Genomic DNA, 25,693 nt, shown 5'->3' with positions numbered 1-25,693 from the left:
CTTTGCCTTTTTATTATGAGCCGTTGCTGCAAACAGCGTCTAGTCAGAATAGTTAGTCAAATACTTTCATCCCACGCCAGCGGACGACAGCTTTAGTTTTCCTTCCCCCTATTCTTCCTTCCGACCGCTGTCGAATCAGAAATACCGTCGATTCTTGCTTTTTCAGGAGGCGTTCCGACAGCATTATATTTCTTTATAGACTCGGCTTTTTCTGACGAAATAATTGATAGCCTTTTCGCTACTTTCAAATTGACCCTCCTGTGTCGATTTGCTAAGGTTGAGTCATAAAAGCGCTGGAAGGGTTAGCAACCAATTGTTCGTAAGTAGGGCAATTGCAGATTGTTCTAGCAATTCATTCCTGTCATCATTATTCTTGAACTGACCGAAGGAGGACTCACCATGCTGTATGTAGGTGGAAAATGGGTAGAAGAAGGGGAAGTAGCCGTTCATCCAGAGGATCGAGGTTACAACTTTGGAGACGGGATTTACGAGGTTGTGCGGATCTACAAAGGCAAGATGTATCAATGGGATGCTCACCTCACCCGCTTGTTCAGAAGTGCACGGGAGATCAAAATGGAGCTGCCTTGGACTGCTGATGAGCTGAGCACGCTCGCCCAGCAGCTGCTGGAGAAAAACAACATCACGAAAGATGTGGATGCAACTCTCTATCTGCAAGTCTCTCGCGGCATTTCCCCTCGCGTTCACGATATACCAGAAAAGACTGAGCCTGTCCTCATGGCTTTTGCCCGTCCGAAAGCACGCCCTCTGGCAGATATGAAAAAGGGAATGACTGCGCAATTGATCGAGGATATCCGCTGGCTTCGCTGCGATATCAAAACACTGAACCTCTTGGGTGCTGTTCTCGTGAAACAGTACGCAAAGGACGCGGGCGCTCAGGATTCGATCCTGCACCGGAACGGTACCGTGACCGAATGCAGCTCCGCGAATGTTTTTGCGGTTAAAAATGGCGCTCTCTACACTCATCAGGCAGACAACATGATCCTGCACGGTATCACGCGCCAAGTCGTCATCGACCTCGCAAAGGAAAATGGCATTCCTGTTCACGAGGAAGCCTTTACCACAGACTTCCTGAAGCAAGCTGACGAAGTGTTCTTGACCAGCACTACTGCTGAAATCATGCCGTTGGTGTCTGTAGACGGACAGCCCGTGGGAACCGGCGCAGTTGGCCCCCTTTCCCTGAAGCTGCAAGACCTGTTTGAGCAGCACATCAACGAGAGCGTACTAGTCTAAACAGCAAAAGCTCCCTTGGTCATCTCGATGGCCTCGGGAGCTTCTTTTGTTCTGGTGCGGGTAATGCTAGCGTCGCAAATTCCATTCATCAGTCGAATATCGCGTGCGGGCCAGCTCTTCTGCCAGCGCCAGCTCTTCTGCGGTCAGCTCCGTTGACACGAGCTCTACTTCCAAACCAGATGCAAAGCCCGGCCCAAATGCTGCGATCGCTTCCTGCAAGCCGATCGGACGCGGGCTCACTTCGTTGATCGTGACTGCTTTCTGGCGGAAGCTGTCCATCATTCTTTCCTTGACTCGCTCAGACGGGAAGTTCAACAGGGAGAACAACAGCTCTACGTCCATGTCCAACAGGATGGAGCCATGCTGGAGGATGACGCCTTTTTGTCTAGTCTGCGCACTGCCTGCTACTTTTTTCCCTTCTACCACGAGCTCATACCAGGAAGGAGAGTCAAAGCAAGCAGACGAGCCAGGAGAGCTGTACTTCTCTTTTTCTTCTTCACTGGCGAGCGACACCATCTCTGCCTTCAGTCCCAGATTTTGAAAACCGTGCAGCAGCCCAAGACTTATGATCTTGTAGGCTTCTGTCACGCTGGAAGGCATCTTGGGATGGTCCTCGGACACGATCACACTGTAGGTGAGCTCTTTATCGTGCAGAACCGCACGTCCCCCTGTCGCCCTGCGCACAAACCCCAAACCGCTCTCATGCAAAGCCTCCATGTTGATTTCCTTGACTGCCTTTTGAAAATAGCCAATCGACAGCGTGGCTGGCTTCCACGTGTAAAAACGGACAGTTGGCGGTACTTTGCCTTCACTGTGCAACTGCAAAATCGCTTCATCCACTGCCATATTCATCGCGGGAGACATCGCTTCCGTCACGATATAACGCCACTGTTCCATTCTATGTACCTCCCTCATCACTACGCATACATTGTAGCCTTCTGCCTCGAGAATCGGCAATACCTCTGTGGGCTTCCTTTTGTTGACGGATAATAAAGTGTTAGACTGGCTTAGTTTATCGAAGGCCGCCGGTTTATAATCGGCAGCCTCATTTTGTGTTTATTCCGCTATCAAACCCCGCTAGCGTAACAAAGTATGTCAAGCCGCCTATATCGATTCAATATAATGGCGCGTACCTACAGAGTACGCGCCAAGACAACTGTTCGAGTTACGAGGATCAGATCATGAACCCGCCGTTGTTAAAGGGTATGCGATTCTGCAAATCAAGGAAAATGATAATAAGGTTGCATTAATTAATTTATCTAACGAAAAAAAACAATGTGGTTTCCCATAATTAGAAATGGATGTTTCTTCAATGTCTATGCTGATAAAATTTTTCTGCAGGGAAACTCTATAAACAAAGTAAACTTTTATCGGTTGGAGGCCGTTAAAATGAAGGTTTTATCAATGATTCAGCCTTGGGCAAGTCTTTTTGTCCTTCGTGAGGCCAAATATGAAACAAGGACATGGAGAACGAATTATCGAGGGCAATTGGCGATTCACACAAGTAAAAAAATAGATAAGGCTGTCTGCAACCATGTAGCAATCCAGGCGTTGCTTGGAAAGCATGGGTACACAAAAGAGAACCTTCCAACTGGCATGATCATTGCGGTATGCAGGCTGGAAAATTGTTTGATGGTGACTGAAAACAACCAGACGAGTTCAATCCTGGAGGATGGAAGAATCGTATCAGGTAATGACTATTTTTTAGGTGACTTTCAAGTGGGAGGTTTTGCTTGGGAAGTTCAGGACATGCAGATACTGGATGAGTTTATTCCAGCGAAAGGAAAACTAGGACTATGGGAATATAATTTATAACAATTTTTAGATAAAACTTATCGGCAGAATAAATTACACTGACTTAATTATTAGGGTGCTATTCAGTTTTTAGATCTTTTTTCACCACAACACGTATAGAACGGTTACATATGTTCGTTGAAATTAAATTCTTTATTTTTCAGTCTAATGGTTTATTTTCTTTTATCACCTTTACCCTGCTGTTTGCTCAAGCAAAGCGATGACCTTCACCAAAGAATCGGTGTGAGGGTCTTCCTTCATCCGGTTCAATAGCTGGAATCGATTTTCCTCCAGCTTTTTCAGTGCTGCAAGAAACGTGGATTCTGTCAGCTCCTCCTCCAGCAGAACCTCGCAAAAGCCTCTTTTTTCAAACGACCGCGCATTTACTATCTGATCCCCGCGGCTGGCAGCTTTGGGCAAAGGAATGAGGAGCATCGGCTTTCGCAATGCCAAGTATTCAAAAATAGCATTGGAGCCAGCCCGGGATACGACCATGTCGGCCATAGCCAAGAGATCAGGAAGCTCCTCTTTGACATATTCGTATTGGCGATAGCCTGCCCTTTTAATGGAATCATCACATTGACCTTTGCCGCAGATATGAACAACCTGATAGCTCTCCAGGAGAGCAGACAGCTGAGAGCGAATGACTTCATTGATGCGTCGTGCGCCCAGGCTACCTCCCATCACAAGCAGAATCGGCTTTTTGGGAGTAAAACCGCAGTAGGAGATACCATGCTCCCGAGAGCCCTTCAAGAGCTCATCGCGGATCACAGCTCCTACATGCACCCCTTTTGCTTGCGGCAGATGCTGGACCGTTTCTGGAAAGGTCACACAAACCTTGCTCGCGAACGGCACGGACAATCGGTTGGCGAGCCCTGGGGTCAGATCCGATTCGTGTATGACCACAGGCAATCGGTTCATCCACGCCCCTAGTACCACCGGCACCGAAACGAAGCCCCCCTTTGAAAAGATCACGTCCGGCTTCCACCTTCGCAAAAAGAGAAAGGCCTCCCCGATTCCTTTGGCGACACGCATCGGATCCGTGACATTTTTCCAGTCAAAATAACGCCGCAGCTTCCCGGTGGAAATCCCGACGTACTGAACTCCTGCCAGCCCGGCTACCAGTTCCTTCTCTATTCCGCTTGTGGAGCCAATATAGGCGACCTCCCAGCCAGATTCGAGAAAATGGGGAATCAACGCAAGATTGACGGTCACATGTCCTGCAGAACCACCGCCGGTAAAGACAATTCGCTTTTTCATCCCGACACCCCCATACCCCACATCATAACATCGCCAAATGGAAAGAAAAACCGCCCAAATGATCAGGCGGTTGTTCGCTCCTCTTGGCTATTAAGCTTGCGGCTGGTAGCGCAGGATCGGTTTGCGGGCAGCTGTTGCTTCGTCCAGTCGTTTTACCACAGTGGTGTGTGGCGCTTCCTGTACGAGTTCCGGAGTTTCCTCGCACTCACGGGCAATCTGCAGCATAGCGTCAATGAACTCATCCAGTGTTTCTTTGGTTTCGGTCTCGGTTGGCTCGATCATCAGGCACTCGTCGACGATCAACGGGAAGTAGATTGTTGGTGGATGGTAGCCAAAGTCCAGGAGACGTTTTGCAATATCCAGTGTACGAACACCCAATTTCTTTTGAATCACGCCAGACAAGACGAATTCGTGCTTGCAGACCTGATCAAACGGCAGATGGTAAGCCGTAGCCAGGCGGCGCATCATGTAGTTCGCGTTCAGCACTGCGTTTTGGGATACCTGCAGCAAGCCTTCTGGACCCATCGTACGAATGTAGCTGTACGCGCGAACCAGAATACCGAAGTTTCCGTTGTAGCCTTTTACGCGGCCGATAGATTGTGGACGGTTGCTGTCCCAGTAGAATGTGCCATCTTCTTTTTTCTCCACGATTGGAGTTGGCAGGAATGGCTCGAGTACTTTTTTGACCCCGACAGGACCTGCACCCGGTCCGCCACCGCCGTGAGGACCCGTAAAGGTTTTGTGCAAGTTGAGATGCACCACGTCAAAGCCCATATCCCCTGGTCTGGCAATACCCAAGATCGCATTTGCATTGGCTCCGTCATAATACAGGAGTCCACCTGCTTCGTGCACGATTTGTGCCATTTCCACAATATCTTCTTCAAACAGACCAAGCGTGTTTGGATTGGTCAGCATCAGGGCAGCGGTGTCAGACCCAACTGCATCACGCAGCGCTTGAATGTCTACCAAGCCGCGCTCATTCGACGGGATCGTTACTGTATCGAGACCCGCAACAGCTGCAGAAGCTGGGTTGGTACCGTGCGCAGAGTTTGGCACGATGACTTTTGTACGATGTCCTTCCCCACGGCTCTCGTGGTAAGCACGAATCATCATCAAACCTGTCCATTCCCCTGCGGCACCAGCTGCTGGCTGCAGAGTCACTTTATCCATGCCCGTGATTTCAGCCAGCTCTTCCTGGAGGTTGTAGAGCAGCTCCAGTGCGCCCTGTACCGTCTCTTCCGGTTGGTAAGGATGCGTCTGAGCAAAGCCAGGATAACGGGCAATATCTTCATTGATTTTCGGATTGTATTTCATGGTGCAGGAGCCGAGCGGATAGAAGCCGTTGTCTACCCCGTGGTTGCGACGGGACAGCTCGGTGTAGTGACGAACGAGCTGCAGCTCGGATACTTCCGGCAGCTCCGCAGGTGTTTCCCGGATGAGATGCTTCGGCAGCAGGCTGGCTACCTCTACCTCAGGCACATCCAATTCAGGCAGATTGTAACCCACACGGCCTGGTTTGCTCATTTCAAAAATCAGTGCTTTCTCCTGGTTTTTATGCACGGGTGATCGCCTCCAGTTCCTGCGCCAGTTGGTCAATTTCTTCTTTCGTTCTCAGTTCTGTTACCGCCAGGAGCATATGGTCCGCAAACTCTGGATAATCCAGTCCCAGATCGTAGCCACCGATGATGCCTGCAGCAAGCAGGTTTTTGTTTACTTCTGCTACTGGTTTGGACAGCTTCACGGCAAATTCGTTGAAGAACGGCGATGCGAAAACAACTTCCAGCCCTTTTGCTTGCAGGGCTTGTTTGGCATAGTGCGCTTTTTGCAGGTTCATCATCGCCATTTCCTGAACACCCTGCTTGCCGAGTGCCGTCATGGTGATGGAAGCTGCCAAAGCGAGCAGCGCCTGGTTGGAGCAAATATTCGAAGTCGCTTTTTCACGACGGATGTGCTGTTCACGAGCTTGCAGCGTTAGTACGAAGCCGCGCTTGCCATTTTCATCTTTCGTTTGACCGACGATACGACCTGGCATTTTACGCATCAGCTTGGTAGTGGTTGCAAAATAACCGCAGTGTGGTCCGCCAAAAGAAGCCGGAATCCCGAATGGCTGCATGTCGCCTACAACGATGTCTGCGCCCAGCTTTCCTGGAGCCTCCAGCACGCCCAAAGCAAGTGGGTTGGAGGAAGTGATCAGGAGTGCGCCGTTTCCATGTGCGATGGATTCGATCGCAGACAGATCCTCTACGTTGCCGAAGAAGTTCGGGTATTGGACAATCACAGCTGCTGTGCTGTCGTTGATCAGAGCTTCCAGCGCTTGTGGATCCGTCACGCCGTCACTGTTGATGCCAACTTCAACCAACTCAACGTTTTGGCCGTACGCGTACGTTTTCAGAACGCCGCGTGCTTCTGGATGTACGGCGCGAGAGACGATTACGCGCTTTTTGCCAGTATGTCCAGCAGCCATCATGGCAGCTTCTGCCAAAGAAGTGGCGCCATCATACATGGAGGAGTTCGCTACTTCCATGCCTGTCAGCTCGCAAACCATGGTTTGGAATTCAAAAATCGCTTGCAGCTCGCCTTGGCTGATTTCCGGCTGGTAAGGTGTATACGCGGTGAAAAATTCCCCGCGAAGCAGCATGTGGTTGACTGTGCTTGGCGTATAGTGCTGATAGACTCCGGCACCCAGGAAGTTTACGTGTGTGCTGAAGTTGACGTTTTTATTGGACAGGCCGGTAAAGTATTTGACCAGCTCTGGCTCAGAGAGTGCTTCCGGGATTTGAAGCGCACCTTTGAAGCGCACTTCCTCTGGGATGTCAGAAAACAGTTCTTCTATGCTGGAAATGCCGAGTGTTTCCAGCATTTCGCGCTTGTCCTGATCAGTTTGTGGCAGGTAGCGGTATTTCACGAACGTAGTCCTCCTTTAGTATGGGAAATAGGCATTGCCATTAGTTTTTCGGACGTTTATAGAAAGGAGCGGCAACCACTTGCGCTTTCAGTCGTTTTCCGCGAATTTCCACTTCGAGTGTCGTTCCCAGAGCGGCATGCTCTGTTTTGATCAGCGCCAGACCCACATTCTTTTTCAAAGTCGGCGATTGTGTTCCTGTCGTTACTTCTCCGATCAGCTCTTCCCCAGCATAAACCGGATAGTGCGTACGCGGGATACCGCGGTCGATCATTTCGATGCCGACCAGCTTGCGCGGAGCACCGTTTTCTTTTTGCGCTTTTAATACTTCTTGGCCGATAAACGGCACTTCTTTGTCGACCTTCACCGCGAAGCCGATACCCGCTTCGATCGGAGTAATCGTTTGGCTCAGCTCTTGTCCGTAGAGAGGGAGCTTTGCCTCGAAGCGCAAAGTATCACGAGCGCCGAGACCGCATGGAACCAGGCCTTCTTCAGCACCTGCAGCCAAGAGGGTGTCCCAGAGCTTTGCTGCTTGGTCTGCAGCCAGATAAATTTCAAAGCCGTCTTCACCCGTATACCCGGTACGGGAAACCAGTGCAGGAACTCCATCGACCAATACGTCGGATTGAAAGCGGAACACGCCGATTTGAGACAAATCTGTCGTCGTCAGCTTTTGCAAAATCTCTTCTGCCGATGGACCTTGGATCGCAAGCTGAGCGGTTTGAGGAGAGATATTTTCAATCGTAACCCCTTCGATCAGATGCTCTTGCAGCCAAGCGTAGTCTTTGTCAATATTGCCAGCATTAATGACCAGCAGGTAGTGATCATCTGCGTATTTATACACCAGAAGGTCGTCGACGGTGCCTCCATCCGGGTAGCAAAGCACGCTGTACTGTGCCTGACCAACCGCCAGTTTCGACACGTCGTTGGTTGTGACGCGCTGGAGATAAGCCAGTGCGTTCTCTCCTTTTACATCCACTTCTCCCATGTGGGAAACATCGAACAGACCAGCCTTTGTCCGGACTGCTTCGTGCTCTTGACCGATGCTGGAAAACTGAACAGGCAATTCCCAGCCACCGAAGTCAATAGTTTTCCCACCGTACTTTGCATAAGAATCAAACAGCGGTGTTCTTTTTAATGTGGACATATCGGCACCTCCTGATAGCCAACTGGGTTGGCGTTTTTCCCCGCGAATAACATCCAAGCTGGAAAAACGAATGACGTTTTTCCGCATAAGAAAACCTCTGTCGAGGCCATCTCATGGAGGAGCGACCGCGTTTTAGCGGAAAGTTTCCATGCGCTCCAGAATTCATAAGCATTACGCTTATAAATTCCTACACGTAAAAAAAGAGGAGGAAAAATGGGTACACCAAGTAATGGTGCCCATTTCTCCTCCTCTGTCCTTGGTACCTGAGAGTTACCTTGCATATCAAGCGAGGCGGGGAACACCTCGCTTGCAAGTTTCCCCTTTGGTGGCTCCGAATTGAGCTCTCTCCAGAGTTGCGTCCAGTAGAGGTACTTTTGCCTGAGAGATTCACCGTTACCGGCTTGCTCCTTCGGCGCTGCCTCGATCGGCAGTCTCTCCCTGCTACTATCATTCGCGTTGGATTTGTGGTCATACATAAGTTTTTCATATGATTCCATACTAACAAGTGAACTTCCTCTATATCCTACCATGAGAGTACGCACTTGAAAATATGCAAATTCACAGTCATCTTAAGAAATACTTAACAAAATGATCTATCAAAATAAAAACGTTAAGATTTTTTCCTCTCGTTATGTAAGATATGGCACAGACATGCAAAGGAGCTATACGTATGCCGAATATTCCTCTTACCTTCGACACCAGCTGGCTCGATCCGCTTGCGGAGCGCATGCAGGAGGACGGACCTTGGGACAAGTGGGAGCTGTTTAAACTGGCTCTGGAGGCCGAAGAAGCCATGGCCGTGCGCGAGTTTGACCAGCTGCAGTCCTTAAAGTATCTGCCTCTTTTGTCTCCTTTTCCTCATCAGCTCCAAACGGCGGAGAAAGTCCTGCTAGAAATGCGCGGACGTGCCATTTTGGCGGATGAAGTAGGATTAGGCAAAACGATAGAGGCCGGACTCATTATGAAGGAATACATGGTCCGCGGTCTGGCGAAAAAGATCCTGGTGCTGGTCCCCGCCTCCCTCGTGATTCAGTGGACGAAGGAGCTGTATCAAAAATTCGGGATCGCCGCTGTCGCCCAAAAAAAGGAGTACATGTGGCGGCAGCATGATGTCGTCGTGGCTTCCATCGATACGGCGAAACGAGACCCACATCGTCGCCACGTCCTCGATATCGACTATGACATGCTGATCATTGACGAAGCACACAAGCTCAAAAACAAGCGCACGCGCAACTACCAGTTCGTGAAGGAAATCCGCAAGAAATACTGCCTGCTTTTGACCGCAACGCCGATTCAAAATGAGATGGACGAGCTGTACAACCTGATCAATCTGCTCAAACCTGGTCATTTGGGACATAACGCGACGTTCTCTTCCAATTACGTCGAAGGCAAACGCCAATCCAAAAACAGTGAGAAGCTGCGGGAAGAAATCGAAAAGGTCATGATCCGCAACAAGCGAAGCGATGGCGGGATTCAATTCACCAGCCGCCGCGTACAATCTGTGCCCATTCAGCTGTCTGCCGAAGAAATGGCTCTCTATGATGGCGTAACCCGCTTCGTTCGAGAGCAGTACCATACCGGCATCACAGGCGGAGCAGGCGGTTTTAACTCGCTGTCGCTGATCACCTTGCAGCGCGAGGTTTGTTCCAGCAAGGAAGCGGCCTTCATGACCTTATACAATATGCATCAGCGCACCGCTGAGAACTCTGTGATGCGCGAGCAAATCATGGAGCTCGTCGAGATGATCAAGCAGATCGACACGCATTCCAAAGCCGCCAAAACTGTCGAACTGATTCAAGACATCAACGACAAGGTAATTATCTTTACGGAGTACCGTGCCACCCAAAACTATCTTCAAAAGTATTTGCATGACCATGGCATCACCTCTGTCCCCTTTCGCGGCGGCTTCAAACGCAGCAAAAAGGACTGGATGACCGACCTGTTTCAGAACCGCGCCCAAGTCCTGATCGCTACGGAAGCAGGTGGGGAAGGCATTAACTTGCAATTTTGCAACCAGGTCATCAACTACGATATGCCCTGGAACCCCATGCGCGTCGAGCAGCGGATCGGACGCGTCCATCGACTCGGTCAGAAACGGGATGTCCATATCCACAATCTGTCTACCGTGGGTACAATTGAAGAGCATATCCTAAATCTGCTCTATGAAAAAATCGATTTGTTCGAGATGGTAATCGGAGAGCTGGATGACATCGTGGAGCGTCTCAGTCTCAACCATTCGCTCGAAGAAAATCTCATCCAGATCATCATGGATTCCCGCTCGTCCAGAGAAATGGCTCTCAAGCTGGACAATATGGGACATGCCATTCGTGCCATCCGGCAGACGCAGGCTCGGACTTCATCACCTCTATCCGAAGCCGCAGACCAATAAACACGAAAAGAGGTTCTCCTATGCAGCAAGAGCAGGTTCGACAATTTGTGGAGCGCTATCTCGCCTCCTTTTCTGCCCATATCGTCGAATCCCATCCCGATTACTTGACCGTCAAGCTCCCCGTCGAGGTAGACAAAGATATCGGAAATCGCCCGTTTTATTGGAGCTGGGTAGAAAAGATGAATATCGCTTACCAGCCATTAGTGATGACGTTTGCCTTTCACCCTGACCGTATTCCTGAAGGGAAGCGGGCAGAATACCTCCATCTCGGAGCCGCGCGCATGCAGCAGATCTTTGCTTCTACCCAAAAGCATGGCCGCTTTCTTTGCATGTATGAGCAAAAGGGCGGGGTGCTGGGAGGAACGCGCCGCTCGACGCCGCTGGTGCCTTGGCTGGGGCTAAATTTGAAAATCTCCCTCCTCTGTGACAAGAAGCGAGACATCCTGCTCTACCTGGGGATCAATCTTCACAAACCGCAAGTGATCCATGATTTCACTTCGTTTTTATTCAGCCTGCCGCTCACTCCGACGATCCCGGACTACTTTTACACCTTGGATCGACGGATCACCGTTCCTCAGGCACTCAGCATGGCAGAAAAGACGGTAGCAGATGTATTGGAGCTAGAAGACCAAACCTGGGCAGAGGAAGCCAAAGCTCGTCTGCAAGAAGAACTGGAAATTCTCTCAGCCTACTACGAAGAGCTTGCCCGGCGCGAGCCCGAATCTGCGGAGAAAGAAGAAGACGAGCAAGAAGTGGAGGAAAATGTCGAGATAATCCCGGAGGTGGAAGCTCCTGCCGCTCCTACTTCCCCTCCTGTCGAACAAGTGCAGACGTTTGACGAATATCGAGCTTCGGGAGGAAGAATCCTCGACTTTTTACGTGCGAACGGCATTCATGAAACCCCTAAAGAAGAAGTCAATCAGAAGGAATGGCGAAAAAGTACACCAGATGAGGAACGGCAGCGTCGCATGGACGAGCTGACCTGGCAGTACGAGCCGCGAATCGAGGTGCAGTTTATCAACGGAGGCCTGTTTTACCTGTCGTCTACCCCTCCGTCCAACTCGACGCCAAGAGGGAAAAACGCATCCAAATCCCTCGTATCCGGACGAATTCTGTAAAAGAAGTGCGAGAAAAGATGACAAGGAAAAGACAAGTTGCAACAAATCTTTTTGGCATACCTGGTTACAATAGGAACGTAGAAAGCCTTTGCAAAAGGTGGTGCATGCAAGTGACCAGACGCTTGGTTCCGTTCTTTATCGCGCTGTTTTCCCTGCTCGTGTATCTCACTCCTGCCCATGCAGAAGGGGAAGGCGGCTGGGACAAACAATTTCAGACGCAAATTCACTCGTGGATGGACACGATCGCAACCCGCGATGCCCAATTCAAGCTATGGCAAAATGCAAAAATCGACGTTCAAACATTGGGAGCAGGTCAACATCAATGGCTTGTCAGCATTAGCCAAAACGGAAAGCAGGTCGGCTATCTCGTCGTCGGCGAGCTGCCCTCCCCGAAGGGTGCTGAAAAATTCGTTCTGATGGAATATGGGGTAGGCGAGTACATTTTGTTCGATGACGCTTTTGCTCCACGCGAAATCGCTGCTGAGCCCGTCTATGACGGATTCGCTTCCCACTGGCTGCTGACTCAAAACCCTGCCGCACAAATGGTAAATGCGAAAACGGGTGAATCCTACCCGACAGACTTCACCGCGAATGAAGCGGTAATGAACTCCTTATCCGTGGATGAGCTTGCAGCCGAGGGTCAGAGTCTCACACAAGCAAGGGTGCTGCGTTCCGAAGAGGCAAGCCCCTTCGATCAGATCAGCTGGGTGTATGATTTGTATTCCGCTTCAGATGTGAGCTTGGGGCAGCTCTGGCAGCAGCAATCTGAGGCGGGGCCAGTTACATTGACCGTACCGATGTACCATTCTCGTGTGCTTGCTCCTTTCGTTGTCGGCTCTCTCCACCTGTGGAACGATCAAAATGCCTATGTCGGGGTTTGGGATGAAGGATTGCGTTTCGTCCCTTACTCGTACGCCCATAAAGTCGGCACGTTTCACATCAAAACTGCTCAAGCGATGCCGGTACAGTAAATTTCCAAAAAACAAAAAAGGATAGAGCACTGAATTCACTCAGCCGCTCTATCCTTTTTCTTGTGGTTCTTCGCTTCGTTAATGGGCGGGGTGTGTCTCGAGAAAATGCTTTCCGTATTCCCCATGGTTATGGAAGGAAGCGTGCTCCGCCTGAATCGTTGCATGAGTAATCCCGTACTTTTCCTTCAGCATTTCGTTAATCGCCAAAATGACGCAAAACGTCTGAATGTTGTCATGAATAAATACGTGGGCAGTAAGCGAGTAGTGCTCGGTGGAAATGGCCCATAAATGCAGTTCATGCACATCCTCCACGCCTTCGATCTTGGAGATTTCAGAACGGATTTCATCGAGGTCGAACTTTTCCGGCACCGATTCCATCAGGATCAAGAAGGATTCTCGAATAATTTTGGCTCCGCCGATGAATATGATCACAGCAATCACCATACTGATCAACGGGTCAAAGAAGTACATGCCTGTAAAATAAATGAGCACGGACGAGATGATGACTCCAATCGAGCTGAGCAGATCCCCGATAAAATGCCACAACGCGCTTTGCACATTCAAGTTTTCTTCCTCTTTCATGCTGCGCGACAAAACGAGTGTCAACACCAGATTCACGATAAGGCCGATGGTGGAGATGATCAGCATCAGCTTGAAATCAATGTTTTGAGGTTGAATAAAGCGATGAATGCCCTCCACCAAAATTCCAATCGCAATGATGGCCAGCGCCAAGCCATTCAGGAAGGAGGCGATGATCTCAAAGCGCAGATAGCCAAAAGTACGTTTGGCATCGGGCTCGCGCGTAGCCAGATAGATCGCCAGCATACTGAGTCCCAGCGCCAGCACATCGGAAATCATATGCGCGGAGTCAGACAGCAACGCGAGTGAATTGGAGGCAATTCCCCCTATAATCTCTACGATCGTAAAAAACAGTGTCAAAAAGAGAGTGATCCACAATGTTTTCTTTGATTTGGATTGTTCCTTCACATGAGGAAGATGATGATAATCGTACATAATTGCGCACCTGCTTTCTATGATTCATGTCTCACAGAGAATGAATGTTATTTAGAATAATTTTAATCAAATACTTATTTTTATTGTATGCGCCTTTTTCCTATTTTACAAATGGACATTTTATGGATCTTCATATTGAAAATCATTATCTGTCAAGAGGTTTTGAGAATCTTTATCGACAAAATCGTTAACTGAATAGACAGAAAATGGTCATAGACAAAAAATAAAACAAGCTCCCTTGCCGTATCCACGGTGGAGAGCTTGTCTTTTGTCGCGGCTTTTTCCCTGCTTTAGCGATGCTCTGTCGGGGACAATCGCTCATGAACCGCATGAAACACTTCGCTGGCAGTCATACCTTCCGCATTGATGACAGGGGCGCCCGTAATGGTCTTGCTTTCATCACCTAGCACATTCACATCTTGTCCTGTAATGATGACAGCATCTACAACCTGCTGCCAGTTACCCAAATCGACGACATCATACCCGTTATCCCGCAGCATCTTGCTGATTTGGGATAGAGATTGTTCTACTGCGACTCTCGCCATATGCATCCTCCGTCCACGTTTCCAGGTATGGGGTTATTTACGCCATAACAGCTTTATCGACATGGGGATCGCCCCAAACCAGCGGGACGACCAGGATTCCCGCGGCATCTTCCGCTGACGCCGTTCATCTTTCGGGGTTTCCATGTACTGGACAAACAATCTGGTCAGAAATTTTAAATACTCCTGAAAAGACATGGTACGTGCCTCCTTTGTCGTGCGGATTCACGCCGTCTTCCCTGCGGCGGAGCGCTTCATTCCTAGTCTTCCCCGCCTGTTTCGTTTTCAACCAAAAGCCCCTTTATTTCCTCTACGATCGCGGTCAGGCTTTTCCCCGTCGTGTCTATCTGGATCGGTGCGAAGTCATAAGCGCCAGCACGCTCTGCAAGCAGCGTACGCACGCGCTGTGCCACTCCTCCTGCCAGCAACGGACGGCCTGTATCGTTTTCCAACCGCTTGATCAGCTCTTCCTCGGATGCGGACAGAGCCACGACCAAGCCCTTTTGGACCATGACCTCAACGTTTTGCGGACGAAGAACGACTCCTCCCCCGGTGGTCAGGATGCAAGGACCATGCTCCAGCAAATCGGCCAAATACTTGCTTTCAGCATCCCGGAAGTACGGTTCCCCCTGTTCAGCGAACAAAGCAGGGATGCTTTTGCCTTCTCTTCTCACGATCTCTTCGTCCAGGTCGATTTGAGTCATTCCTAGCGCCTCTGACAACGCCGCTCCTACGGTTGTCTTGCCCGTTCCCATAAATCCAACCAGCACCACGTTTTTCATGGATTATTCTCCCGCCTTTCCGGATGCCTTGCGCGTCACCATTTTTACTGTTCTTTCCTGCGCGTCATACACGCTTTCAAAATCCATCGCCAATCGGAAGAACGCCATAGGAACCATCGTACGCTCTTTGATCGAACGGATGGGCTTACCCAGATCTACCCGCTTACCTGCTACCCATGCAAAAGAGTCGCCTTCTTTGAGGTAGGCTACACGCCCATTTCCGGATACCTCAATCATCTGCTTCTCTTTGGACCATTCCACCGAAAGCCCCATACGTTCCCCCACTTCCCGCAAAGGAATGTAGGCCGTTTGATTCGTCACTCTTGCGGGGATGGACGGATAAAAGCTCATTCCGTTAATAAAGGTAGTTACATATGGCTCGAATTGTACCGGCCCAAACGCTGTTGTATTGAGAGCCTGCGTATATTTACGGAAATATACCGCTTCGCCTCGCAAGGCTTGTCCTAATGCCTGGTCGAGATGCTCAGCACCAATGACACTGCCATGATAATTTTGCTGCACCTTATGCAAAAATTGTTTATAAGCTTCGTCGCCGATCTGACGTCTCAAGTGGTCAAAGAGCAGTGCTCCCCGCGAGTACCACGTCCAGTGAAATTCTTCTTCTGTAGCAAACTTCTGCAGCGGCTTGTCCAGCTTTCCACCCGGATAGCGCTGCCCCAAACGCTGAGAGTCACTCGCATACTCGTCCAGCAGGGAGGTAGCCGCTTGGTTCCCGTAGCGTTTTTGCAAATAATGCGTCACGCTGACCTCTACCAGGCCCTCGTCCAGCCAGCCGTGTGTTGCTTCCAGCGTAGCCACGCTGTTGTACCACCACAGATGGGCGATCTCATGCGGCAGCCAATGATCGATTAGATTTCGCTGGTACATATCTCGCTTGAAAATGGCCATATTGGCATACTCCATCGCGTATGTAGTCCCCGTGCTCGTCTCGGCAATGGCTACATGTGGATACGGCAGATTTCCGTACCAATCCGCGTAGGTAGGGAATACCGACTGGGCAATCGTTTTGATCCTCTCGATGTTGCCCTTGTCCACTGAGGCGATATCCACGGAGAGGTTTTGACCGAGCGTGATCGTTTCCACGTGATAAAGAGGACTTCCCACCAACGCAAAATTCAGCAGCTTTTTCCCCTGATAGCGTACCTGCTGCCTGCTTCCATCCAGCGGAGTGCTGACACCCCGCCCCCAGGAGCTCACCCAGTTGTAGCCTTGAGGCGAGACGAAGGTCACGTCGTAATCCGCGTAATGATAAATGAACGGATCACCGTAATCGATGCGCAGGGGAGGATCGTACCATTTTCCTTGCTGGTTTTGCGCGCCCAGCATCGGGTACCATGTCGTCAATGTCCAGATGTCATCTTTGACCCCAAAACGGGTCCCTCTACGCGGTACCGGGTTTTCAAACTCAATCGCAAGCGCCCCACGCAGCTCTGCTCCAAACGGGTTCGAAAGCTTGATGGCTGTTGTCTCTCGGTCGAAAGCAAGCGGCTTATCCTTATATCGGATCGATTTCACACTCATTCGGTTCCATAGATAGTCATAAACGTACAAGCGGATATCCTTGGTTTTCGGATTATCGAACTCCACAGTCATTTTACCGGCTATTTTTGCGTCTGACGTATGCAGTTCAGCCTGTATGTGGTATTTCGGATGTAGGTCTTTTACATAGGAAGGCAGCGGCGGATCATAAGAAAACGGATCTGCCCCGATCTGTTCTTCTCCTGTTGATTTGCTCATCGCTTCTGCCAGCACCTGAGATATCGTAGGCCAGTAAAAAACGATTCCTGCTGAACCAAACAGGATTAAAATCGTGATGCAAACCAATAAACTCGTTTGTTGAATTTTTTTCATGTCAACCCTCAAATCGCTCGGCGGCAAGCATTCGTTTTTTTTATAATAGCAAATCCTTGTCAACCTGAGTAGAAATTCGGGAGATTCTGTAAAGAAAAGGTTTATTTTGTCGACCAAATGTCCAGAGATAATATAGTTTAGACTAAAATAATATAGCATTAGACTGAATAATAAAGTTATAGACTGGCAGGTACTTAAGAGAACGGGAAGTTTTGTGCAACACTGTTGTTTGCAAAAAATTCAGTTTCCCCCTTGAAGCTTACGTAACGTCATGATTTATAGTGAACGTAGCAACAGGACAAAAACACAGGACAACGTCCAAAAAATCGAAAAAGATAAATCGAAATCGGAGGAGAAGCAGACATGAGAAAACTTGTATTGTTCATGCATGTGTCGCTGGATGGGTATGTGTCAGATTCGAAAGGGGGACTGGGTTGGATTCCGTACGACGAGGAATTAGAGAAATATGCCGAGGAGGTCGTAGCCGAAGTCGGCTCACCCGTTTACGGACGTACGACGTATCAGCTGATGGAGAGCTATTGGCCCACGGTGCTAGAAAATCCGAATGCGTCGAGGCACGACATGGAGCATGCTAAATGGGTGCAGGATGTTAAGAAGATCGTCATTTCCGGCACGATGGACAAGGCTGAATGGAACAATACGATGCTGATCAAGGACAAAATCGCAGAGGAAATCAAGGCGCTCAAGGAGCAGCCTGGCAAAAACCTCGTTATCTTCGGCAGCCCGGGGGCAGCGAAGACGCTGCTTGATCTCGGTCTGATAGACGAATTTCTTCTGACGATTTGTCCGGTCGTGCTGGGCAGCGGAAAATCGATATTCGGCGACGGCGTCGAGAAAATCAGGCTCAAGCTGCTATCCAGCCGAATGCTCAAGTCGGGCATTATCGCGACCCGCTATGAGTTGGAGAAATAGTCGCGCCGAACAAGGTGTTCCACTATAACGGGTACGATAGTTCAATCTGAAGTATAGTTTAAAACTAATTTCCAAAATTTGGTGTATAAGAAGACCGGGACTCCTTCTACCATAAGGGGTTCCGGTCTAAAGCTTTATTATCACTGAACTCCAAACACAGAAAAAGCCGCCTCCTCGCAATCACTCTTGCTTGGACGGCGGTCTCCATGTGGTTTACCAAGTCTCGTACATGATCTTCCCTGTATGCGTCAGCTCGTACCCTCCGATTGCACTCAGCTCTTTTTGAAAAAGCTCTGACCGTAATATCTCCAGCACGCGGGATATCAGCTGCTCGTTCTGCTCGTTTTTCAGAATCACCAAATCGTATCGCTCGCGGACCAATGGCACAAAATCCACGCCGACCATGGCGGCTGCCCGCTCAATGCCTATGCCTACATCGGCTTCCATCCGTGCGACGGTGCCTGCCACAGCGAGATGATTGGCTTCCTCCCGCTCGTAGCCCATTACTTCGCTGCCCTTGATCTTGTGCAGGCGAAACTCCTCTTCGATCAGTGTACGCGCTCCTGAGCCTTTCTCTCTATTGACCATCTGGATACCTGCTTTACGCAAGTCTGCCCAGGTCTGTATCGCTTTCGGGTTCCCTGGCTGCACGTAAAAGCCAGCCCATCTCGACAGCAGATTGACGATCATGTACCGGTGACCGGAAAGAATGCTCCTCACGTGCGGGATGTTATATTCGCCCGTTTCTCCATCAAACAGGTGTGTGCTTACAATGTCAGCTTGTCCTGCGTACATCGCGATGAGACTGTTTATACTTCCTACATAGGAGCGAAGAGGTCGATAGGCTTGATCGCGGCTTCGCAAGTGACTGGCCAGCATGTCGAGGCTGACATCCTGACCGCTGATGATAATGTCCCGGACCGCTCCTGCTTTTACCAAAACGGGTTCTGCCACTTTGGTTCCAGCCACAGGAGCAGAAGGTGCTGGCTGCTGCTTGTACTCTCCCTTGGCCTTTGCTTTATAGGCTTCCAGATCGCTTGCATCTACTCGCATCTGCCGTCCAACCCGGTATGCAGGCAAGTCTCCCTTTTTTATCAAGTCGTACACGGTCAGCTTAGAGATCCGCAACAGCTTGGCGATTTCCTCTGTCGTATATGAATTTTCACTGCTCATGGCTGACCCCCTATTTCCTTATTCCTACCTTTCATTTTCTTTTACTTTTCGTAAAATAGCAATTGATTATTGAATACAACCTAATATAATCTGATTATATCAAGTTATATTTAATTATAACCAAATATAATTACGGAGGGTTTTCTTCATGAAAAAGCAATTACTCGCATTATGTACTTCTCTGGGCCTTTTGCTCACTGCGTGCTCCGGCACTCCTGCAGCACCTCAGGCAGCTCAGCCTGCCCCTGCCACATCGGCATCGGAATCACCTGCAGCTCCTGCAGCGCCAACCGAAAAAGCAGAGATCTTGGTTTCCGCCGCTGCCAGCTTGACCGATGCTCTCAATGAGTTGAAATCCACCTTCGAAGCAGATAATCCTGGCATCACTGTTTCCTATAACTTTGGAAGCTCGGGCAAATTAGCGCAGCAAATCGGACAAGGTGCTCCTTCTGACGTATTCTTGTCAGCAAGTGCAAAGGACATGAATGGCTTGGAAGAAAAGCAGTTGATTACCAAAGATACCCGTCAAGACTTCACCAAAAATGATTTGGTCCTCATCACCGGTGCGTCTAGCTCCGTTACCATCGATTCCTTTGAAAAGCTGACTGATGCTTCCCTGAAGCATATTGCTGTTGGCGAACCGGAAACCGTTCCAGCAGGCCGCTATGCAAAAGAAGTCATGGACACCCTGAAAATCGGCGACAGCGTCAAGGATCGGCTCGTCTACGGCAGCGATGTACGCCAAGTGTTGACCTTTGTAGAGTCTGGTAACGCTGAAGTGGGAATCGTGTATGCCAGTGATGCTCTCATCTCCAAAAACGTGAAAGTATTGGCTACCGCAAAATCCGAATGGCACAAACCGATCGTGTATCCAGGTGCCGTTGTCGCCGCTTCTGAGCATGCAGATGCAGCAAAAACTTTCCTTTCCTACTTGACTTCTGATAAAGGAAAAGAGATCTTAAAAAAATACGGTTTCCAATAATAGACGGAATGGAGGTGGCCAGCGTTGATCGAAACCAATTTCACACCCTTGATCCTCTCTTTAAAAGTAGCCGCGCTTTCCACCTCCCTTGTTTTTGTCATCGGCTTACTGCTTGCCCGAATCATGACCCAGCGGGATTTTTTTGGAAAAAACCTGCTGGAGTCTTTCTTTTTGCTCCCGCTGGTTCTCCCACCAACTGTCGTGGGGTTCGGCCTCTTGATTCTGTTTGGCAAATACGGATTTTTCGGAAAGCTGTTACATGAATGGTTTGGAATCCAAATTGTCTTTACCCTGACAGGGGCAGTGATTGCCTCCATCGTCGTCTCTTTTCCTTTGATGTATCAAAGCGCTGTTGCTGCTTTTACCAGTATCGACCGCCGATTGGAGGATGCCGCCCGAACTCTTGGGTCGTCTGAATGGCGTCTGTTCTGGACCGTTTCCTTCCCTCTCGCATGGCCCGGGCTTTTGGCAGGGATTGTCCTTTCCTTTGCACGTGGCTTGGGAGAATTCGGGGCTACGCTCATGCTCGCAGGCTACATCCCCGGGAAAACGGATACCATTCCTGTTGCGATTTACTTCGCCGTCGAAGCAGGTCAAATGGAAAAAGCGATGTTCTGGGTCGTCATCATCGTATCACTGGGAATGGGTACGACTTTCTGGCTGAACTGGTGGAGTAAGCGAAATCTCCGTCGGTATGCCCATCACAAATGAGGAAGGTGGTCTCCATGTTGAAGGTTTCGATCCAGAAGCAGCTTCCGGATTTTTTGCTGGACGTCTCGTTCTCAGTGAACCAGGAAATTGTGGCTCTATTCGGCCCATCCGGCTCCGGGAAAACAACTATCCTGAGCACCATCGCCGGCCTCGTACATCCGGATGCCGGAGAAATTACCCTTGGGGATCAACATTATTTCGAGCAGGGGAAGAAGCCCATGCCCGTACAAAAACGAAAAATCGGCTACCTGTTTCAGGACTACGCGCTCTTTCCTCACATGACCGTCGACCGAAATATTCGCTACGGGATGAAGCCAGGCCATGAGCTTGCTCTCGAAGCCTTGCTCTCGACTGTCGGCATCGATCACCTGCTGGACAAGTACCCCCATCAGCTCTCCGGGGGGCAGAAGCAGCGTGTCGCCCTGGTGCGGGCATTGGCTACCGAGCCTGAAATTTTGCTTCTCGATGAGCCGCTCTCCGCCCTAGATGCAGACACACGCAAGCAGTGCCAGGATGAGCTGCTTCGTTTGCATCGAATGTGGAATATTCCTTTTTTACTTGTCACCCACGATCGCGAAGAAGCCGAAAAGCTTGCGGACGTGATTTTGTTTATCGAGAACGGACGAATCAAAGAAAGCCATGCTGCGACATCCTTGTCCCGTTAACCGGGGGATGTCACATGCATGGCTTTTCTTTTCAGCTTTGTGCCTATCGGGCATGAATTGGTTCGATGATGACCTCGTTCTGCTTTGCCCAGCGATGCAGCTCGACTAGAAACTGCAGGACATCCGAGCTTTCGTGATGGACACAAAGTGTATCTGCAGCCAGATCGATCTGCTGGCCATCTACCGTCTTCACTCTTTGGTTGAGAACCAGCTGACGCGTCTGATCCATTCTTTCCTCTTTACTGATCAGCACACTGCCCTCCAGCTCGCGAGGGGCAAGCCGACCGTTCGGCAGATAAGCACGCTCTGCAAACACTTCCTCAGCTACCTGAAGGCCATGCTCCAAGCCTGCCTCCACCAGCTTGCTGCCTGACAAGGCATACAGAATCAGATCCTCGTCGATGTCAGCAACTGCCTGTACGACAGCCTCTGCCAACTCAGGTCTTTCTGCAGCCTCGTTATAAAGCGCACCATGCAATTTCACATGATGCAATTCTCCTCCGAGAGCTCGAGTCATGCCTGAAAGAGCTGCGACCTGATACAAAACCAGTTCATAAACCTCGTTCACCGATAGATTCATGGAACGGCGCCCAAATCCTTGAACATCCGGATAGCCAGGATGCGCCCCAATTTTCACATCATGCCTAAGCGCTGCTTCGATCGTTCGGCAAATGATGTGTGGGTCACCAGCGTGCATACCACACGCGATATTGACGGAGGTGATCCACTTCATAATGCCCAAATCCTCAAATTGTCGCCCTCTGCTAAAGCCCTCGGCCAAGTCACAGTTAATATCTAGATGTATCATGAAGGTACTCCCCCACCTTTCCACCGCTATTCTTTATTCCATGAAAACGGATTCATACTTGCTTCTTATGGATTTCCTCTTCTAAGAATACCATGTTCTAGGTGTAAGCAAAAGGAAAAAAGCTGCCGAAAACTGGCAGCTCGTGTCGGTTTTTAGGAAGAAACTGCTGTCGGTTGATTCCCTTCTTCTGTGGAGAGCGTCTCAGCCAGAGCCAGCAATTGGCTTTTCTCTTGCTTGTAATCGTACTCCTTCGCCTTATCCGGTCTGGCGTTATTGTACTCAACCGGAATCTCATGGCGATGGGACCGCTCGATTTTTGTGACGAAATGTAATTTCTCCATGGTGCGGATCGTTTCGTCGATGAGCTTGGCATCAACGTACATCGAAACGTAATTCAACCGCTTGGAGATGTAGTGAATGGTGCCAAATTTACGTAAATTTTTGGCGGCACGCGTGTTCTTCACCCACACGGCAACCCCCAGACGTCGCTCTCTCATGTCTTGGCGTCGGTCTCCTTCCCAAATCGTGGTATAATGACCTTGAAAGCTTCCGATGAAAGGAATCGTGGTCGATAATGCTGGCTACGTTTTATCAGCAATTTGAAAAAACGCTTCTCCAAGAAGGAACCATCACGTCTTACAACTGGCGCACGCACGCCGGCCAGCGCTTCTTTTATGTAAGCAGCGCGCTCCCCGCCACGAGCCTGACTACACGGCTGATGGAAACAGGAGAGCGCCTGACTACTGGTACAAAGTTGAAACCTGAGTGCATCTACGTACGCTCAGATGACCGCCATCACGTGTATCGTTTCCGTTTTCTCGTTCCAAGCGAGAAGCAATTTTGCTGCGGAAACCTTTGTGAGGACTGCTTTTTGCTAAGAGAAAATCGCTAGTACGATGCGGTTCAGGATGGCTTTTTCACGCTGCAGCCGCAGCTTCCTCCTGTTCCGCAGCCGCTGCTCTGTGCTTCGAGAAACGGATTGTTGCTCGGAACCTTGATCGTACCCGATACGGCATTTGCGATCGTGCGGCTCACTTGGTAAAGCAGTTCATCCAGGGAGTCTTCCGCCCGTTTGAATGCCTGTACGGAATCCAGCAGCTCGATGGTACGCTTCAGCTCGCGAACTTCTTTGGATATATGGTTGTAGTCGGGATGGTACTTCCCGAATCTTTGAACATCCTCGTACTGCTCTTTCTTCTTTTCAAAAAGCGCCAACAACCGCTGCGCCTCCACATCTGCCTCCATTTGCCTTTTGGCCGACAGATAGTCCGAGACCTCGCGCGACTGGTTGATCATTGTGGACAGTTCATGTGACTCCATCAGCAGCTGTGTCATGTCCGCTGCTTCCAATGTTTCCATTTGGCGAGACCTCCTTTCTCAAGGTAACTACCCCTCGATTGTACCACGATCATACCCCTTCGTACAGATAATCGGGCACTACAATGCGCACTCGCTCAATATCGTCCAGGCGATAGCGCTGTTTGCCACCTTCGCCCGCAAGCAGCACAGTCCAGTACCCCATCTCAATCCGTACTTCGGTTGGCAATCCTCGCAGCTTGTCCTTGCCCGCCCGCCGAATCTCGACCTCAAGCTGCAATTCGCTCGCTCGTTTTAACAAGTCCCGCATCGATTGCGGATGGTACGATTGAAAATGCTGCGTCCACATTTTTGGAAGAGCTGCCACCTCCCCCATCCCTTCTAATGGGTCGGGAAAAGTGTTCTCTACCGCGTATCCATCCCACGGACGCTCCACCACGAACCAGCCTGCGGGCGCATTTGCTCCCTCTGCCGTTTGATCAGCAGTCTCGAAGAAATCTGGCGTTTGCGAAAGCACTTGAGGCTCGTAGCCATACTCACGGAGCAGCTCCACAAGCTGAGATTTCTGGGAAAGTGCGATCAGAAAGTCGGTTGGAGAAATGATCTGCGACAAAAATGGTTGAAAGTCAGCGATTTCCTTCCACTCTTCGAGAAACCCTGCGTGGGCGGTTCGAACCCGATAATACGGCTCCATCTGAATCTGACGTGCCGTCTTTGCCCAATGGCTGATCGTCTCCACAAGTGCTTCTGGCAGCGGATGAACACATCCTGCACGCAAAAAGTCGATGATTTGCTCTTCGGTTTTCCCAGAGGCGAGATACGCTTGCACCTCTTTCGCTTGGATCTCCCCCCGGATCATCGGACCATCAAAATGAATGGTGCAAAACCGACTGATTTCCCACACATGCAGTAGCGGTACGAGGGGAGGGATCGTGATCGCGCCTGTCGCATCGATGAACCACCCTTCTTCAGCAGTCAAATGAGGCAGACTGATCCAGCGCCAGTACAATTGATTCTCACTGTCGCTCCCTAGCTGAATCCATCCCATCCCCAGAAGCAGGTGTAGCCATTTGGATGCAATGAGCTGTTCTGCGTCAGCGGGCATAGAAAAACCAGCTTCCTTTAGTATGTGCATTTGCTCCGCCAAGGAACACCACTGATCAAGCGGGGCTTGTCTCATGAGAAGGGAAAAAGCCTCCCACCAGTCGCCATGTGGCAAATACTGGGCTGCCACCTGCTCATACAATCCTCTCCAGCGGTCAGGAGACGACTGTGCCATCCAGCGCCGGACCTCTTGCGGACGTATGGAGAGGTGCTTGTTTTGAACGTGGATGAAACCAAGGCGAATCGCTATGTCCAATGCGACGGTTAATGCCAGCCCTTCTCTTTCTTCTTGATCCAAAGGGGCCAGCGTCAAGCCCGCACAATGCTCGTCCGCCAGGGAAATGATTCCTGCCATGCGTACCGACATCCTGCGATGAATGGTGCCTTTTTGTGTAACGGGTACCTGGTTGTCGCGAATGAAAAGCAGGAGCCCAAAAAGATCCAGATGTATGCCCCGTCCACCCGTTATATAATAAGGGAGCGTTTTTGAAAGAGTAACGAACGCCCTCGAAGGTTCCGCGAGCATGAAGCTTGTTATTTGCTCCCGAATCTCTTGCGGCATGAGATAACCGATCTCGCTCCACATTTTGCGGACGGTCATAACCAATCCCAGCCGTCTCAGCCTAGTCAAGCCGACGGTTAATTGTCTTTGGTCAGAGGCAGCTTCTCGCTCCCAAGCGCGTTTGCTAAAAAAGCCTCTGGTTGATGCGATGACAAATCGCTTCATCACGTTTCGTTCGATGTCACTGGCCTGCTCCCACACGCACCGCAGAAATTGCGGGTCTTGCAGCCGAGTGGACAGATTTTGATCATCAGCGGCACCAAAGCGTTTCGTCTGCTCCACCATGATTGCTTGCCGAGTTGTTTCGGACAAATATTCCAGCGAATCCTGGACTCGCACGACTGTCACCTCTTCTTTATCATTTTCAAAAGGATATCCACAATAATGGAGGGATGT

25 protein-coding genes and 1 riboswitch are annotated in these 25,693 nt (G+C 50.1%); of the genes, 9 read left to right on the top strand and 16 right to left on the bottom strand.

Annotation, left to right across the window (positions count from 1 at the left end):
• Nucleotides 1–92: 92 nt before the first annotated feature.
• Nucleotides 93–248 (bottom strand): hypothetical protein, encoded by a 156-nt coding sequence (locus ACLIN2_RS12410; protein WP_411504177.1) that lies wholly within the window; start codon nt 246–248, stop codon nt 93–95.
• A 151-nt stretch (nt 249–399) separates the two neighbouring features.
• Between ACLIN2_RS12410 and dat the strand changes: the two genes are divergently transcribed.
• Entirely contained in the window at nt 400–1,251 is an 852-nt protein-coding gene (dat, locus tag ACLIN2_RS12405) for a D-amino-acid transaminase (RefSeq protein ID WP_310228110.1), read from the top strand.
• A 66-nt stretch (nt 1,252–1,317) separates the two neighbouring features.
• On the opposite strand, the gene ACLIN2_RS12400 is transcribed toward dat, so the two are convergent.
• Nucleotides 1,318–2,148: a lipoate--protein ligase family protein gene (locus ACLIN2_RS12400; RefSeq protein WP_092268104.1), complete on the bottom strand. Its 831-nt coding sequence runs from the start codon at nt 2,146–2,148 to the stop codon at nt 1,318–1,320.
• Between the two features lie 492 nt (nt 2,149–2,640).
• Between ACLIN2_RS12400 and ACLIN2_RS12395 the strand changes: the two genes are divergently transcribed.
• Nucleotides 2,641–3,066 (top strand): 2-oxoglutarate dehydrogenase E1, encoded by a 426-nt coding sequence (locus ACLIN2_RS12395; protein WP_411504176.1) that lies wholly within the window; start codon nt 2,641–2,643, stop codon nt 3,064–3,066.
• Nucleotides 3,067–3,237: 171 nt separating this feature from the next.
• On the opposite strand, the gene ACLIN2_RS12390 is transcribed toward ACLIN2_RS12395, so the two are convergent.
• The 4 genes from ACLIN2_RS12390 to gcvT all read right to left on the bottom strand — a co-directional run bounded on the left by ACLIN2_RS12390 (nt 3,238) and on the right by gcvT (nt 8,354).
• Nucleotides 3,238–4,305: an undecaprenyldiphospho-muramoylpentapeptide beta-N-acetylglucosaminyltransferase gene (locus ACLIN2_RS12390; RefSeq protein ID WP_411504175.1), complete on the bottom strand. Its 1,068-nt coding sequence runs from the start codon at nt 4,303–4,305 to the stop codon at nt 3,238–3,240.
• A gap of 90 nt (nt 4,306–4,395) precedes the next feature.
• Nucleotides 4,396–5,865, bottom strand: coding sequence for an aminomethyl-transferring glycine dehydrogenase subunit GcvPB (gene gcvPB / locus ACLIN2_RS12385; protein ID WP_092268102.1), 1,470 nt, complete (start codon nt 5,863–5,865; stop codon nt 4,396–4,398).
• Nucleotides 5,858–7,210 carry an aminomethyl-transferring glycine dehydrogenase subunit GcvPA gene (gcvPA, locus tag ACLIN2_RS12380; protein ID WP_092268101.1) on the bottom strand — a complete coding sequence of 451 codons (1,353 nt, stop codon included), beginning with the start codon at nt 7,208–7,210 and terminating at the stop codon, nt 5,858–5,860. The genes gcvPB and gcvPA overlap by 8 nt, the downstream gene beginning before the upstream one ends.
• 40 nt (nt 7,211–7,250) lie before the next feature.
• Complete coding sequence (gene gcvT / locus ACLIN2_RS12375) at nt 7,251–8,354, bottom strand: glycine cleavage system aminomethyltransferase GcvT (RefSeq protein WP_092268100.1); 1,104 nt, start codon at nt 8,352–8,354, stop codon at nt 7,251–7,253.
• A 356-nt stretch (nt 8,355–8,710) separates the two neighbouring features.
• A riboswitch (glycine riboswitch) is annotated at nt 8,711–8,805 on the bottom strand.
• A 219-nt stretch (nt 8,806–9,024) separates the two neighbouring features.
• On the opposite strand from gcvT, the gene ACLIN2_RS12370 reads away from it, so the two are divergent.
• The 3 genes from ACLIN2_RS12370 to ACLIN2_RS12360 all read left to right on the top strand — a co-directional run bounded on the left by ACLIN2_RS12370 (nt 9,025) and on the right by ACLIN2_RS12360 (nt 12,832).
• Nucleotides 9,025–10,743: a DEAD/DEAH box helicase gene (locus tag ACLIN2_RS12370; RefSeq protein WP_092268099.1), complete on the top strand. Its 1,719-nt coding sequence runs from the start codon at nt 9,025–9,027 to the stop codon at nt 10,741–10,743.
• Nucleotides 10,744–10,763: 20 nt separating this feature from the next.
• A complete protein-coding gene (locus tag ACLIN2_RS12365; RefSeq protein WP_411504174.1) occupies nt 10,764–11,861 on the top strand; it encodes a YqhG family protein in 1,098 nt (365 codons plus the stop codon).
• Between the two features lie 110 nt (nt 11,862–11,971).
• The gene (locus ACLIN2_RS12360) at nt 11,972–12,832 is read left to right on the top strand and encodes a hypothetical protein (protein ID WP_310228115.1); all 861 of its coding nucleotides are present in this window, start codon (nt 11,972–11,974) and stop codon (nt 12,830–12,832) included.
• Nucleotides 12,833–12,910: 78 nt separating this feature from the next.
• Here the strand turns inward: ACLIN2_RS12360 and ACLIN2_RS12355 are convergent, their stop codons facing one another.
• The 5 genes from ACLIN2_RS12355 to ACLIN2_RS12335 form a co-directional block, all read right to left on the bottom strand.
• Nucleotides 12,911–13,846: a cation diffusion facilitator family transporter gene (locus ACLIN2_RS12355; RefSeq protein ID WP_092268096.1), complete on the bottom strand. Its 936-nt coding sequence runs from the start codon at nt 13,844–13,846 to the stop codon at nt 12,911–12,913.
• Nucleotides 13,847–14,136: 290 nt separating this feature from the next.
• Complete coding sequence (locus ACLIN2_RS12350) at nt 14,137–14,391, bottom strand: YkuS family protein (protein ID WP_411504173.1); 255 nt, start codon at nt 14,389–14,391, stop codon at nt 14,137–14,139.
• A gap of 33 nt (nt 14,392–14,424) precedes the next feature.
• Nucleotides 14,425–14,586 (bottom strand): YqzE family protein, encoded by a 162-nt coding sequence (locus tag ACLIN2_RS12345; RefSeq protein ID WP_092268094.1) that lies wholly within the window; start codon nt 14,584–14,586, stop codon nt 14,425–14,427.
• A gap of 62 nt (nt 14,587–14,648) precedes the next feature.
• Complete coding sequence (locus ACLIN2_RS12340) at nt 14,649–15,170, bottom strand: shikimate kinase (RefSeq protein WP_092268093.1); 522 nt, start codon at nt 15,168–15,170, stop codon at nt 14,649–14,651.
• 3 nt (nt 15,171–15,173) lie between these two features.
• On the bottom strand, nt 15,174–17,042 hold the full coding sequence (locus ACLIN2_RS12335) for a stalk domain-containing protein (RefSeq protein WP_411504172.1): 1,869 nt from the start codon (nt 17,040–17,042) through the stop codon (nt 15,174–15,176).
• Between the two features lie 363 nt (nt 17,043–17,405).
• On the opposite strand from ACLIN2_RS12335, the gene ACLIN2_RS12330 reads away from it, so the two are divergent.
• Nucleotides 17,406–17,975 carry a dihydrofolate reductase family protein gene (locus ACLIN2_RS12330; RefSeq protein WP_400582112.1) on the top strand — a complete coding sequence of 190 codons (570 nt, stop codon included), beginning with the start codon at nt 17,406–17,408 and terminating at the stop codon, nt 17,973–17,975.
• Nucleotides 17,976–18,188: 213 nt separating this feature from the next.
• Here ACLIN2_RS12330 and ACLIN2_RS12325 read toward each other — a convergent pair whose 3' ends face one another.
• Entirely contained in the window at nt 18,189–19,148 is a 960-nt protein-coding gene (locus ACLIN2_RS12325) for a substrate-binding domain-containing protein (protein ID WP_411504171.1), read from the bottom strand.
• 148 nt (nt 19,149–19,296) lie between these two features.
• Between ACLIN2_RS12325 and modA the strand changes: the two genes are divergently transcribed.
• Genes modA through ACLIN2_RS12310 form a run of 3 tightly spaced genes read left to right on the top strand, consistent with a single transcriptional unit; the run spans nt 19,297 to nt 21,506 of the window.
• On the top strand, nt 19,297–20,130 hold the full coding sequence (gene modA / locus ACLIN2_RS12320) for a molybdate ABC transporter substrate-binding protein (RefSeq protein ID WP_411504170.1): 834 nt from the start codon (nt 19,297–19,299) through the stop codon (nt 20,128–20,130).
• Between the two features lie 24 nt (nt 20,131–20,154).
• Nucleotides 20,155–20,841 (top strand): molybdate ABC transporter permease subunit, encoded by a 687-nt coding sequence (gene modB / locus ACLIN2_RS12315; protein ID WP_411504169.1) that lies wholly within the window; start codon nt 20,155–20,157, stop codon nt 20,839–20,841.
• Nucleotides 20,842–20,855: 14 nt separating this feature from the next.
• The gene (locus ACLIN2_RS12310; protein ID WP_310228121.1) at nt 20,856–21,506 is read left to right on the top strand and encodes an ABC transporter ATP-binding protein; all 651 of its coding nucleotides are present in this window, start codon (nt 20,856–20,858) and stop codon (nt 21,504–21,506) included.
• A 43-nt stretch (nt 21,507–21,549) separates the two neighbouring features.
• Here the strand turns inward: ACLIN2_RS12310 and ACLIN2_RS12305 are convergent, their stop codons facing one another.
• From ACLIN2_RS12305 to ACLIN2_RS12290, 4 genes are all read right to left on the bottom strand, one after another.
• Nucleotides 21,550–22,314 (bottom strand): 5-oxoprolinase subunit PxpA, encoded by a 765-nt coding sequence (locus ACLIN2_RS12305; protein ID WP_411504168.1) that lies wholly within the window; start codon nt 22,312–22,314, stop codon nt 21,550–21,552.
• Between the two features lie 152 nt (nt 22,315–22,466).
• Nucleotides 22,467–22,811 (bottom strand): YlbG family protein, encoded by a 345-nt coding sequence (locus tag ACLIN2_RS12300; RefSeq protein ID WP_092268086.1) that lies wholly within the window; start codon nt 22,809–22,811, stop codon nt 22,467–22,469.
• A gap of 406 nt (nt 22,812–23,217) precedes the next feature.
• Nucleotides 23,218–23,673, bottom strand: a complete 456-nt coding sequence (locus ACLIN2_RS12295; protein WP_092268084.1) for a YlbF family regulator — start codon at nt 23,671–23,673, stop codon at nt 23,218–23,220.
• A 49-nt stretch (nt 23,674–23,722) separates the two neighbouring features.
• Nucleotides 23,723–25,636: a hypothetical protein gene (locus tag ACLIN2_RS12290; RefSeq protein ID WP_411504167.1), complete on the bottom strand. Its 1,914-nt coding sequence runs from the start codon at nt 25,634–25,636 to the stop codon at nt 23,723–23,725.
• Between the last annotated feature and the right edge of the window lie 57 nt (nt 25,637–25,693).

This window comes from Brevibacillus centrosporus (assembly GCF_046622605.1).
GTDB lineage: Bacteria > Bacillota > Bacilli > Brevibacillales > Brevibacillaceae > Brevibacillus > Brevibacillus centrosporus.
This window is presented reverse-complemented; position numbering and strand designations above follow the sequence as displayed.